At 40.0% G+C, this 12,247-nt stretch carries 11 protein-coding genes; 3 read left to right on the plus strand and 8 right to left on the minus strand.

From position 1 onward, the window contains the following. The first annotated feature begins 297 nt into the window (after window positions 1–297). Entirely contained in the window at window positions 298–1,527 is a 1,230-nt protein-coding gene (locus H8S17_RS08215) for a M20 metallopeptidase family protein (RefSeq protein WP_186866926.1), read from the plus strand. A gap of 84 nt (window positions 1,528–1,611) precedes the next feature. On the opposite strand, the gene H8S17_RS08220 is transcribed toward H8S17_RS08215, so the two are convergent. From H8S17_RS08220 to H8S17_RS08230, 3 genes are all read right to left on the minus strand, one after another. After that, on the minus strand, window positions 1,612–2,679 hold the full coding sequence (locus tag H8S17_RS08220; protein WP_178050334.1) for a branched-chain amino acid aminotransferase: 1,068 nt from the start codon (window positions 2,677–2,679) through the stop codon (window positions 1,612–1,614). Window positions 2,680–2,888: 209 nt separating this feature from the next. Further along, window positions 2,889–5,468 carry a sensor histidine kinase gene (locus tag H8S17_RS08225; RefSeq protein WP_186866927.1) on the minus strand — a complete coding sequence of 860 codons (2,580 nt, stop codon included), beginning with the start codon at window positions 5,466–5,468 and terminating at the stop codon, window positions 2,889–2,891. A gap of 27 nt (window positions 5,469–5,495) precedes the next feature. Next, window positions 5,496–6,188, minus strand: a complete 693-nt coding sequence (locus tag H8S17_RS08230; protein WP_186866928.1) for a response regulator transcription factor — start codon at window positions 6,186–6,188, stop codon at window positions 5,496–5,498. Between the two features lie 252 nt (window positions 6,189–6,440). Between H8S17_RS08230 and H8S17_RS08235 the strand changes: the two genes are divergently transcribed. Beyond that, window positions 6,441–6,950 carry a flavin reductase gene (locus H8S17_RS08235; RefSeq protein WP_186866929.1) on the plus strand — a complete coding sequence of 170 codons (510 nt, stop codon included), beginning with the start codon at window positions 6,441–6,443 and terminating at the stop codon, window positions 6,948–6,950. 129 nt (window positions 6,951–7,079) lie between these two features. Here the strand turns inward: H8S17_RS08235 and ilvN are convergent, their stop codons facing one another. From ilvN to thyA, 5 genes are read right to left on the minus strand one after another with little or no spacing between them, the layout of a single operon-like run. Next, the gene (ilvN, locus tag H8S17_RS08240) at window positions 7,080–7,577 is read right to left on the minus strand and encodes an acetolactate synthase small subunit (protein ID WP_186866930.1); all 498 of its coding nucleotides are present in this window, start codon (window positions 7,575–7,577) and stop codon (window positions 7,080–7,082) included. Window positions 7,578–7,589: 12 nt separating this feature from the next. After that, window positions 7,590–9,311, minus strand: a complete 1,722-nt coding sequence (ilvB, locus tag H8S17_RS08245; protein ID WP_186866931.1) for a biosynthetic-type acetolactate synthase large subunit — start codon at window positions 9,309–9,311, stop codon at window positions 7,590–7,592. Window positions 9,312–9,326: 15 nt separating this feature from the next. Further along, window positions 9,327–10,277, minus strand: coding sequence for an AEC family transporter (locus H8S17_RS08250; protein WP_186866932.1), 951 nt, complete (start codon window positions 10,275–10,277; stop codon window positions 9,327–9,329). Window positions 10,278–10,291: 14 nt separating this feature from the next. Continuing rightward, on the minus strand, window positions 10,292–10,783 hold the full coding sequence (locus H8S17_RS08255) for a dihydrofolate reductase (protein ID WP_186866933.1): 492 nt from the start codon (window positions 10,781–10,783) through the stop codon (window positions 10,292–10,294). A gap of 10 nt (window positions 10,784–10,793) precedes the next feature. Further along, window positions 10,794–11,642, minus strand: a complete 849-nt coding sequence (gene thyA, locus H8S17_RS08260) for a thymidylate synthase (protein WP_178050326.1) — start codon at window positions 11,640–11,642, stop codon at window positions 10,794–10,796. 200 nt (window positions 11,643–11,842) lie between these two features. On the opposite strand from thyA, the gene H8S17_RS08265 reads away from it, so the two are divergent. Next, window positions 11,843–12,082 carry a hypothetical protein gene (locus H8S17_RS08265; protein ID WP_186866934.1) on the plus strand — a complete coding sequence of 80 codons (240 nt, stop codon included), beginning with the start codon at window positions 11,843–11,845 and terminating at the stop codon, window positions 12,080–12,082. Window positions 12,083–12,247: the final 165 nt, after the last annotated feature.

Below are 12,247 nucleotides of genomic sequence, written 5' to 3' on the forward strand. Positions count from 1 at the left end.
TTGGTAATATTATTTTACCACTGAATTATTTTCACTTCAATATTCATTACTATTTTTTGTGCATTTACACTTTTTTATGTAGTAGCCATGCAAAAAGGTCTTATTCTTAGAACTTTTACACATTTCAATAACTTTTGACGAGGTTTAGAAATCACTTTATGATCGCATAATATTGTAACAAAATCAAAAATACTATATTCTATAATAAAGTATAAAATCAATATATCGAAAATCTGACCAGCATGACTCAAGCCAGGCAGATTCCGAGAATACATTAGTGAAAGAAGGAGGATATCCATGAATCCAGAAGAACTTTTAAAAGAAGCATCTAATATGCAGGAGGAACTGACGAAAAACCGTCGTTACCTGCACACACACCCAGAAACAGGTTTTGACCTTACAGAAACAAAAGCCTATGTAAAAAGAGAACTGACAGACATGGGCTATACCCCAATCGACTGTGGAAAGGCTGGTCTTACTGCTCTTGCCAGTGGCAAAAAAAGCGGCAGGGTATTTTTACTGCGTGCAGACATGGATGCACTTCCGATCCGGGAAGAAGCTGATGTTGATTTTCCATCAGAGAATGGTAATATGCATGCCTGTGGACATGATATGCACACTTCCATGTTATTAGGTGCTGCAAAACTCTTAAAACAGCATGAAGATGAGATCCATGGAACCATCAAACTGATGTTTCAGCCGGCAGAAGAAATCTTTGCCGGTTCTAAAGATATGATTGATGCCGGCGTTTTAAAAAATCCTGATGTCGATGCCGCTCTTATGATCCATGTCATGGCAGGGCTTCCGATGCCTTCCGGTACAGTGATCGTCTGTGATGGCGGTATCAGTGCACCTGCTGCCGACTATTTTACTATCCGTATCCAGGGCAAAGGCTGTCATGGTTCCATGCCAAATAACGGTATCGATCCGATCAATGCTGCTGCACATATCATCACTGCACTTCAGGAGATCCATGCAAGAGAACTTGCACTTTCCGATGAAGCAGTTTTAACTTTCGGTACCATTCATGGCGGTGCTGCTGAAAATGTCATACCGGACTTTGTAGAACTAGGCGGTACGATCCGTACTTATGATGAAGATGTCCGCAGCTTTTTAAAGAAACGGATGACAGAAATCTCACAGGGGATCGCAGCAACTTTCCGTGCTTCTGCAAAAGTTTCATTCGGTACAGGCTGTCCGACTTTAAAAAATGACTATGAGCTGTCTTCTTGTATTTCAACCTATATGACGGAACTCTTAGGCAAAGAAAAAGCATTTACTGCCGGTGCATTATCTGCCCTCTCAGGTGAGAAAAAGGCTCCGAAAACTGCCGGATCAGAAGATTTTGCTTATATCAGTCAGGAAGTGCCTTCCATTATGTTAGCACTTGCTGCCGGAAATCCATCGGAAGGTTACTGTTTCCCTCAGCATCATCCAAAGGTAAAATTTGATGAAACTGCACTCTCCTATGGAACTGCCATCTATGCTTATGCGGCTCTCCGTTATCTTGCTGATCACAACGTATAAATTCAGTATCAAAAAGACAGTGTAAATAGCATTTTGCCATCTACACTGTCTTTCTACTTTTATGACATCTATAATCTTATCTTATTATGCATTGATATCTACTGTCCAGCCGTATTTATCTTCTACATCGCCCCACTGGATTCCTGTCAGATAATCATATAATTTCTGTGTTAATTTACCAATCTCAAAGTTATTTACTTTTACGATATCATCTTTGTAAACAAATTCACCAACCGGTGAGATAACTGCTGCTGTACCTGTACCGAATGCTTCTTCTAATGTACCGTCATGTCCGGCTTTCATCAGGTCATCTACAGCAAGATGTGTTTCGTTTACTTTATATCCCCAATCTTTTAAGATATGGATAATAGAATCTCTCGTAACACCCGGAAGTACAGTTCCTTCGATCGGTGCTGTATAAATCTCTCCGCCGATCTTAAACATGATATTCATGGTTCCTACTTCCTCTACATATTTTCTATGTACACCATCTAACCAGAGTACCTGTGTACATCCCATCTTCTCTGCTTTTACCTGTCCTAAGATAGAACCTGCATAGTTACCACCGCATTTTGTAAATCCTGTACCACCCTGTACGGCACGTACTAATTCATCTTCTACTAAGATCTTAACCGGATTGATTCCTTCTGCATAATATGCACCAACCGGACAGCAGATAACCATAAATTTATATTTGCTTGCCATATGTACGCCTAATGCTGACTCTGTTGCAAACATGAATGGACGGATATAAAGAGATGTTCCCGGTTCTGATGGTACCCAGTCCTTTTCTACTTTTACTAATTCTTTTACTGCTTCAACGAACATATCCTCTGGGAATGCCGGCATACAAAGTCTTTCATTTGACTTGATCATACGTCTTGCATTCATTTCCGGACGGAATAACTGGATCTTACCGGATTTTGTACGGTATGCTTTCATTCCTTCAAATGTTTCCTGTGCATAATGCAATGTCACACATGCTGGGTCTAAGCTAATCGGCTCATGCGGAACGATCCTTGCATCGATCCATCCATCTTCCTTTGTCCAATCCATGACAAACATGTAATCTGTCATATATTTTCCAAATCCAAGATTCTTCTGATCCGGTTTTTCCTTTAACTGTTCTCTTTTTACAAATCTGATATCCATAACTTTTACCTCCGATGTGCCTCATGTCCGTTTCTTTCGGACTTTTTGGATTTCTTTTTCATTTTCTGAAAACCATTATTATACTTTTTTTTCTCAATGTCAAGATTATTCCAAAGGCTTATATGTGCTATAACTACACATTATGGAAAGTCGCATTTGTTCAAACTACATGTTATACTTGTAGTATCTTTACTACATATGCATCTGCACTAATCGACACTTTCAAAGAAACTGTCCTGCTCTCCCGTCAATGGGAATGTCAGGATCACTTTAAACAGATCTCCGTCAACAATAAGTTCAAATCTGCCCTGCATCAGTTCTGTCAGGCTCTTTGCAATGGAGATTCCCAGTCCGTTTCCTTCGGTATTTCTTGAACTGTCGCCTCTGACAAACCGCTCCATCAATGCTTCACTGTCAATATTTAAAGCATATTTTGAAATATTCCTGAAAATAATTTTTCCATTTGTACCATCATTTTCTATATTGACATATGCTCTTGTTGATGCTTGTGCATATTTACAGATATTATTCATCAGATTATCAAAGATCCGCCATAAATGCCTTGGATCTGCCTGAATATATAAAGGTTCCTTACTGTCCTGCACGATCAGTTCGATCTGACCTGCTTTTAATTTTTCTTCAAATTCTCCGATTGTCTGTGTCAGCATGACTTTTGCATCACAACGTTCATATGCAACTGCAAGATTTCCGGTAGATGCTTTTGACGCTTCGATCAGATCCTCGATCAGTTTTTTTAATCGTGCGGACTGCCGGTGTAATACTTCTAGATATTCCTGTACTGTTGTATTATCGATATCTTCTTTTTCTAACAGATCAACATAATTGATGATCGAAGTCAGCGGTGTCTTGATATCATGCGATACATTTGTGATCAGTTCTGTCTTAAAACGCTCACTTTTCATCCGCTCTGCTACAGCCATTCCAATCCCTTCCTGAATACTGTTCAGATCTTCTCCATGCTCCTTAAAATCCCAAAACATACGGCTTGTATCGATCTTGCTGTCTACTTCCCCTTTTGCGATCTTTTTTGCCCCTTCTATTAAACGGTTTAACTGCAAAAGACAGATCGTGATAAATCCATAGACTGCCACTTTTTCCACAAACCAGAGGAATAACTGTGTATCAGGACTGTAACTGCTTGCTACCAGCCCGAAAATTTCCAAAACTGCCAGGATTCCCATGACAAGCCATGCTTTCCATAGAAACGGAAGTGCCTGTGACAGACTATTTCCCATTTTTTTCAAGCTGCCTAAGATACGGAGAAGCCATTTTTTACACCAGCTTAAGATTCTATAAATCAGTGTATTTCTCCACCATTTTCCCAATTTCAAGCGGACAGACACACTATACAAAAATGAAAATCCTGATATTTCCATAAGAAGGATTGCAAAGAATCCCAGTAAAATTACAAACCGCACCGGCAGTCCATAAGCTGCTTCTGAAATAAGGATGCCACACATACAAAAAGCTGTAAATACGATACCTATATACAGATCAAGCGGTATCTTATCCATCTTTCCTTCCACGATCCCGCCAGTTCCCGTTCTATGTCCTGCTCCGATCATCATCACAGCTAAAGATGCAAAAAATACTACCATACTGACAGCTAAGACCACATACATTCCATAACGCATGGCAAATGCAAAATCTACGACTGCTGTTAATTCTACAAAGAAATCCTGATCAAACCAGCCTGTGATTTTTCCGAACAGTCCTTGATTAAAAAAACTGCCTGTTGTTTCTAGCGGCTCATTTACATAAGAAAGTACATAGTACGGTTTTGTGTCCGGAAATTCATACTCATATGTAAGGATCTCACCATTCTGCACCTCATACTCTACATATGTGCTATCATCGTCTGCATACATCTCTGTGCCATAACTTTCCACTGTTGCTGCTTCATCAACGCTTTCTGTCGCACTTTCTTCTGCAACCGCATCTGCTGTCACACTGATATCATCTTCATATACAGATAAAATTTCCATTCCCATCTGTTCTAACTCATTTGAAGTGAGCACATTGATATCAGAAAGATAATATGTCATGCCATCAATCTGGATCATCTTACTGCCGTCTTTCCATGTATAGTTATCACCACTCTTTACCAGTTCTCCTGACAGGTCAATGTTTTTTTCAGTACCGGTTTCATCAGAAATAAACACCTCTCCTAACTGTCCATAGAATTTTCCATTGGCAAGATAAAATATTTTATCCAAATTTCTGACATAATAACAGGCTTCGATCGGGTATGCCTTCTGCTTATAAGATTTTCCATTATTATAAATATAACTGTAACCAAAATAGCTTTTCGAAGATATATAACTCGTATCCTGTCCCATATTGCAGGAATAAATATACAGCATATCTTCGCTGACCGGTTTATCAAAATTACAGACTTCATAAACATTTGTATCATTCAGGTCGATGTCTTTGATACTGTCTGTCTGGATCACCCCGTACCGGAAATTCGTCTTTTCAAGTTCTTTCATTGCAAAATCGTCCTGATACTCTGTCATTGCCCAGATTGAATATTTCTGCTGTGCGGTCTGATAGACTTCCTGCATGACTTCTTCTTTTGTCTGCTCATAAACATCCATATCTTCTATAACAAGAACAGCCAATAAAGAACCTGCCATGACATGAAGGGATAATACACATAAGATCATTGCTGTGATCCTTGCCCATTTTTTATAACACCATAACTGTTTTTCCTTCGGTTTTTCTTTCTTTCGTTCTGTTTTTTCTGTTTTATCATGAAATAGTTTCATCACACATGCCTCCCGTATGCTGCATTTTTATTTCTCGTCCTCGATCTTATATCCTCTGCCCCATACAACTTTTAAATAACGTGGATTTGCCGGATCATACTCTAATTTTTCCCGCAGATGCCGGATATGCACAGCGACGGTATTTTCTGTTCCATATGCTACATCTTTCCAGACTTTCTGATAGATCTGCGCTGGTGAAAATACCTGTCCCCTATGCTCTAAAAGCAGTTTCAAAATATCATATTCTGTACGTGTCAATGCTACCGGTTCTCCATCAAGTGTAACTTCTTTGGACTTATCATCTAATTCGATCCCGCCGATAGTTAAAATATCATTCTTTGGCTTTCCACCGCCAAGCATCATATAACGTCTGAGCTGCGACTTGACTCTTGCCTGCAATTCCACCGGATTAAACGGTTTTGTAATATAATCATCTGCTCCTACCGTAAGTCCTAAAACTTTATCTGTGTCCTCACTTTTTGCAGTCAAAAGGATCACCGGTACGTTGCTGATCTCCCTGATCTTGACCATTGCGGTAATCCCATCCATAACAGGCATCATAATATCCATGAGCACCAAATGGATCTCCTGCCCTGCAGTCAGTGCTACGGCCTCTTTTCCGTTATATGCTTCTAGTACCTCATATCCTTCACTCTCTAAATAAATACGAAGTGCTGATACGATATCTTTTTCATCATCACATACTAATATACGATACATAAACTTCCTCCACTTTGATTATAATCAATAACTGTATTGTAGCGGATTATTTATGAATTTAAAAGGATTCAATTCTTTAAGATTTGTTTAACTTTAGAATCCTATATTCTTTTCTAAGGTTGACCTGACTGCATTTATACGCTATTGTAATATTATGATACAAAAAACAGCAGATCAGCACTCTTATCAACATACAGAATAAGAGTTTTAACCTGCAATCCTACCCACAAAAAATACAAAGGAGCAAAACATATGCATACATTTCAACCTTACCCTATTGACATGCTTGAATTAAACCCTTTTACAAGAATTGGTACTGACTGGGCTGTTTTATCCGCCGGAAAAGGAGAGAAAATAAACGCTATGACCGTAAGCTGGGGTGGTCTTGGTGTCCTATGGGGAAAAAATGTCGGTTTTATCTTTGTCAGGGATTCCCGCTATACCAAAGAATTTATCGATCATGGCGATACTTTTTCGCTTACTTTCTTCCCAAAGGATTTTCATAAGACACCGTTAAAATATTTAGGATCCGTTTCCGGACGTGATGAAAATAAGATTGCTGCTGCACATCTTGGCATTGATTATGCAGATGGCATTCCATATATTGACGATGGAAATTTTGTCATCACTTTCCGTAAGTTATCTACAACGCGGATTACTGCAGATGATTTTATCGATCCGACTATTGATGATACTTTTTATAAAGATAAAGATTATCATACGATGTATGTTGGAGAGATCCTTCAGGTGCTTGCCAGATAGATATGCAAAGACGATTTTCTTTTTTTAGTCAAAACTATATTTAGCTATAAAAAAAGCCGACCTCCAACCGTTAGATTTTTGATCTGACATTTGGAGGTCGGTACTATTCTGAATTATTTCTGAATCATTTTACCTGCAGGACGTACTGATCGATTCAATTGCAACCGCTCCGCCCCGTACCACTTCAATCGTCTTAAACTTACTCTTAAGCAGTGCGATCAATTCATTATTCCTGCGTTCTGTCAGTTTACACTCTAAGAGCACACTGTCTTTTCCGATATCCGCAACCTGCACATTAAATACCTGTGCGATCTGGAATACTTCCTCTTTATCCGCAGTTGTACAGTGCAGTACCTTCGCAAATAAGATCTCTTTCATATGTACCGGCACATTGGTAAGATCGATCACCTTAATGACCTCAACCATACGGTTAAGCTGTTTTTTGATCTGTTCAAATGTGATATCATCACTGGTTACACAGATTGTCATACGGGACACTGTTTCATCTTCCGTTGTTCCAACTGTAAGACTTTGCAGATTATATGATTTTCCGGAAAAAAGTCCGGAAACTTTTGCTAATACACCTACCTGATTTTCTACATAGAGTGCGATCCATCTGTTTTTCATATCCCATTCCTCCTACTTCAATATCATTTCGCTCATAGGATTACCGCTTTTTACCATAGGAAGTACGATCTCATCACTGGCAATGATAAACTCAATAATCGTCGGCGCATCTGTGTATGTCTTTGCTTCTTGTAATGCTGCTGTTATCTCTGATTCCTCTGTTACACGGATTGCATGTGCTCCATAAGTCTTTGCAAACTGCATAAAATCCGGTACATACGGCGGGCACGCTTCATTTGGTCCTTTACAGTTTACCGGACAGCTCTGTCTGCGTCTTAAACAGGTTGCCTCATAACGTTTTCCGTAAAATAACTGCTGCATCTGACGCACCATGCCTAAATACTGGTTATTTAAAAGGCAGATGATCACCGGTGCACCTTCTGTCACTGCAGTTGCCATCTCCTGCATATTCATCTGGAATCCGCCATCCCCCGTGATACAGATAACCGGTTTGTCCGGATTGCCGATCTTTGCACCGATCGCAGCCGGAAAACCGAATCCCATCGTACCTAATCCACCGGAAGTAATGAATTTCTTTGTACCGCCAAACTCCAAATACTGGGTTGCCCACATCTGATGCTGTCCTACATCTGTTGCGATCACAGCCGAATCGAACTCCTGATTGATCGCCTCCATGATCATCTGTGGTGTCATGCCTTTATCCCTGCGCATCTCTAATGGATTCTCTGCATCCCATGCACGGATCTTCTCGATCCACTGTTTTGTTTTTTTCGGTTCTGCCCATTCTAATAATTTTTCCAAAGCTACTTTGGCATCTGCTACGATCGGTACATCTACGACTACATTTCTGGAAATAGATGCCGTATCGATATCAATATGTACGATCTTGGCATTTGGGGCAAATTCATTCAGATCACCGGTGATACGGTCATTAAACCGTGTTCCGATAGAAAAGAGGACATCACATTCAGATACCGCTTTGTTCGACGCATATTTTCCATGCATACCGCAGTTTCCAACATAATAAGGGCTATCCGGCGGCATAGAGCCTTTTCCCATGATGGTCGTAACTACCGGCACTTTCATTTTTTCTGCAAACTGCTGTAATAGTTCTTCTGCGTTTCCGATACGCACACCGCCTCCGGCTAAAATAAGCGGCTGCTGTGCTGATTTCAAAAGCTTGTATGCCTTTTTCAACTGTCCGACATGAACACCTTCGTTCGGCTTATATCCGCGGATATTGACACTCTTTGGATAATCACTATCTCCGGACTGTACCTGAATATCCTTCGGCAGATCGACGATGACCGGTCCCGGTTTACCGGTCTGTGCGATATGAAAAGCCATCTTAATGATCTTTCCTAAATCTTTTCTGTCACGTACCGTCACTCCGTACTTTGTCACACTTCTTGTCATTCCAACAATATCTACTTCCTGAAATGCATCATTTCCGATCAGATTTAACGGCACCTGTCCGGTAAAACATACGAGTGGAATATTATCATAATGTGCATCTGCAAGACCTGTGATCGTATTTGTTGCTCCCGGCCCGCTTGTCACTAAGCAGACACCGACTTTTCCTGTGGATTTTGCATATCCTTCTGCTTCATGTATCAAAGCCTGTTCATGGCGTGGCAGAACTAAACGGATGTCTTCCTGTTTGTATAATTCATCCATCAGATCTGTTACCATACCGCCCGGATATCCAAATATCGTATCAACGCCTTCTTCTAATAAGGCTCTTACAAATAATTTTCTTCCTGTTATATCCATTACAATGTCTGCCTCCTATATCAATCCTAATGTCTTTAATATAAAGATCCATCCTGTTAAAGTAAATGCTGCAAGTAACGTGGTCATGACTACAATGCTGGCTGTCAGATCTCCGTCATTGTGCATATTTTTCGCCATAATATAGCAGCTTGGCGTTGTAGGTGCTGCAAGCATGATCAAAATTGCGATGATCTTCTCTCCGGTAAATCCCATTTTTGCTGCGATCGGGATAAACACAGCCGTCTGCCCGATCAGCTTGATAAATGCTGCCACAAGTGTCGGTTTCATTTTTGCTAAGGCTTCTTTTCCCTTAAATCCTGCTCCCATTGCCACAAGTGCTAACGGTGTTGCCAACTTTGCCACGTTTGCAAGTGTCTTATCGATCATAACCGGAAAATCTAATTTTAACAAAGATGCCGCCATACCGAGTACAATGGCTATGATGATCGGGTTCTTTACGATATTGACTGCTGCCTGTCTGATCTTTGAGGTATCTTTTTCCCCTTCTTCCTGTGTGCCTTCAAATGTCAGCACGATCACAGAATAGATATTATATAAAGGAACGGCTCCGATGATCATAAGCGGTCCCATGACGGAACTTCCATAAATATTATCAATAAATGCAAGCCCCATCACTGCAGCACTGCTCCGAAAAGATGCCTGCACAAATGCTCCACGCATACTTTTATCTTTCATAAAAAGTTTTGTAAATGCCCAGATGCCAAAGAAACAGATGGAACTTACGATTGCACAGAACAGCACGTATCTTAGATCAAATGTTCCATAGATATCTACCGAGGACAAGTCAACAAACAACATCACCGGCAGAGTTACTTTAAAATTAAATCTATTTGCCACAGTCACGAAATTATCATTTAACATGCCCTGCCGTTTTAATATATATCCTAATACCATGACTAAAAAGATCGGGACTGTCACATTCAGACTGAATATAAAATTTTCCATGTTCTCCTCTTTTGCTATTTTACTTTCTGATATTTTAAGAAATAAAACTCCAGATCAAAATAGGTCTGTTCCTCACTGTCTGCAACGATCTCCCAGTCCGGGTTTTCATCGAGATTCGGGAAAAATGCATCTGCTTCATAAGCATAATCGATCTTCGTGATATGTGCAGTATCACATGCATCTAATAACAACCGGTACACACTTTCTCCACCGATCACATAGATATCTTCGCTGTTATATTTTTGAAGTTCTTCTTCTAATTCTTCTTTGGAATGTACGATCACTGCGTCTTTGACCTGATAAGAGTAATCTGTGGTAAGCACGATATTCACGCGGTTCTTTAAAGGAAGTCCGTTTGGAAAACTCTCTAATGTCTTTCTGCCCATGACGACGACTTTTCCTGTGGTCGTTTCCCGGAAAAATTTCATATCCGCCGGTATGCTGACTAATAAGCCGTTATCTTTACCGATCGCCCAGTTTTTATCGACTGCTGCTATTAAATTCATAATATCCTCCTTAAACCGCTACCGGAATATTTTTGATCTGCGGTCCTGTCACATAATCTTCTAAACGTACATCATCCGGTGTAAACTGATAAAAATCCTTAATCTTTGGATTTAAGTAAAACTTCGGTGCCGGATGCTGTTCTCTTGTGATGAGTTCTTCCACTAACGGGATATGTCTGTCATAAATATGTGCATCTGCGATCACATGTACAAATTCTCCCACCTGCATATCACAAACCTGTGCTAACATATGCATAAGGACTGCATACTGGCAGACATTCCAGTTATTTGCGGTTAAGATATCCTGTGAACGCTGGTTTAAAATACCATTTAATGTCAGTTTATCTTCGCCTTTTTCCTGTGTCACATTAAAGGTCATGCTGTAAGCACATGGATAGAGATTCATCTCATGCAGATCTTCATGCACGTAAATATTAGTCATAATTCTACGACTAAACGGATTATTTTTCAAGTCATAGATCACTCGGTCTACCTGATCCATCATGCCCTCTTTATACTGATGTTTCACGCCCATCTGATATCCATAGGCTTTCCCGATCGAACCGTTTTCATCTGCCCATTCATCCCAGACATGGCTGTTTAGATCATGGATATTATTGGACTTTCTCTGCCAGATCCAGAGCATTTCATCGGTACAGCTTTTGATCGCTGTCTTACGCAGTGTCAGTGCCGGAAATTCCTTTCTTAGATCGTACCGGTTTACCACTGCAAATTTCTTGATCGTATAAGCACTGCTGCCATCTTCCCACTTCGGACGTACTTTCTCGCCCTCTGTGCTCATACCGTTTTCTAATATATCTTTACACATTTCTACAAATACTTTATCTGCGTAACTCATAGAAACCTCCTCTTTCCGCTCATAAATGTTCTTATATCATGCGAACTGTACCTTTTATTGTACAAAATTTTCAGCAGAAACGCAATGCCTGAAATCTCTGTTTTACTTTCTGCTGAATATGTTGTATAATAGATGAAAATGTTGTAACTAGACAGGTATTGAATAGTTATGGAAAATGTTGGTAAGGAGATAGCAAAAACATGAGTCAGGAAAAAGTAGAACGTTATAAAAAAGAAAAAGCAAACCGTAAACAAACCATGAAAAAAGACAAAGCAAAATCCATCGCTGCACGTACAGCAGGTGTGATCGTCTGCATTGCCTTAATTGGCTGGATTGGTTATTCAGGATATTCAAAATGGGAAGCAAAACAGCCTGCAAAAACAACGACAGTATCTACCGATGCTCTTTCAGGCTACTTAGATGAACTTTCTACAGAGTAATTACGATCCGATACGATTTTTTATATGCCAATACGATCAGCCGGCAGCGGCATACAGAAAAAAAGCTTCTGTTTTACGGAATCCACTTTCGTAAAACAAAAGCTTTTTTCATACAATGAAACAAAATAAACCCGGCTTTGTGCAATCTGCCAATCCAAAAACCTG

This window comes from Roseburia zhanii (genome assembly GCF_014287635.1).
GTDB classification, from domain to species: Bacteria; Bacillota; Clostridia; order Lachnospirales; family Lachnospiraceae; genus Roseburia_B; species Roseburia_B zhanii.

What these genes read in the sequence shown, in the direction of transcription:
- H8S17_RS08265 (WP_186866934.1), top strand. Translation starts at nt 11,843, where the DNA reads ATGAGTCAGGAAAAAGTAGAACGTTATAAAAAAGAAAAAGCAAACCGT.
- H8S17_RS08235 (WP_186866929.1), top strand. Translation starts at nt 6,441, where the DNA reads ATGCATACATTTCAACCTTACCCTATTGACATGCTTGAATTAAACCCT.
- H8S17_RS08255 (WP_186866933.1), bottom strand. Translation starts at nt 10,783, where the DNA reads ATGAATTTAATAGCAGCAGTCGATAAAAACTGGGCGATCGGTAAAGAT.
- H8S17_RS08215 (WP_186866926.1), top strand. Translation starts at nt 298, where the DNA reads ATGAATCCAGAAGAACTTTTAAAAGAAGCATCTAATATGCAGGAGGAA.
- H8S17_RS08250 (WP_186866932.1), bottom strand. Translation starts at nt 10,277, where the DNA reads ATGGAAAATTTTATATTCAGTCTGAATGTGACAGTCCCGATCTTTTTA.
- H8S17_RS08230 (WP_186866928.1), bottom strand. Translation starts at nt 6,188, where the DNA reads ATGTATCGTATATTAGTATGTGATGATGAAAAAGATATCGTATCAGCA.
- thyA (WP_178050326.1), bottom strand. Translation starts at nt 11,642, where the DNA reads ATGAGTTACGCAGATAAAGTATTTGTAGAAATGTGTAAAGATATATTA.
- ilvB (WP_186866931.1), bottom strand. Translation starts at nt 9,311, where the DNA reads ATGGATATAACAGGAAGAAAATTATTTGTAAGAGCCTTATTAGAAGAA.
- ilvN (WP_186866930.1), bottom strand. Translation starts at nt 7,577, where the DNA reads ATGAAAAACAGATGGATCGCACTCTATGTAGAAAATCAGGTAGGTGTA.
- H8S17_RS08225 (WP_186866927.1), bottom strand. Translation starts at nt 5,468, where the DNA reads ATGAAACTATTTCATGATAAAACAGAAAAAACAGAACGAAAGAAAGAA.
- H8S17_RS08220 (WP_178050334.1), bottom strand. Translation starts at nt 2,679, where the DNA reads ATGGATATCAGATTTGTAAAAAGAGAACAGTTAAAGGAAAAACCGGAT.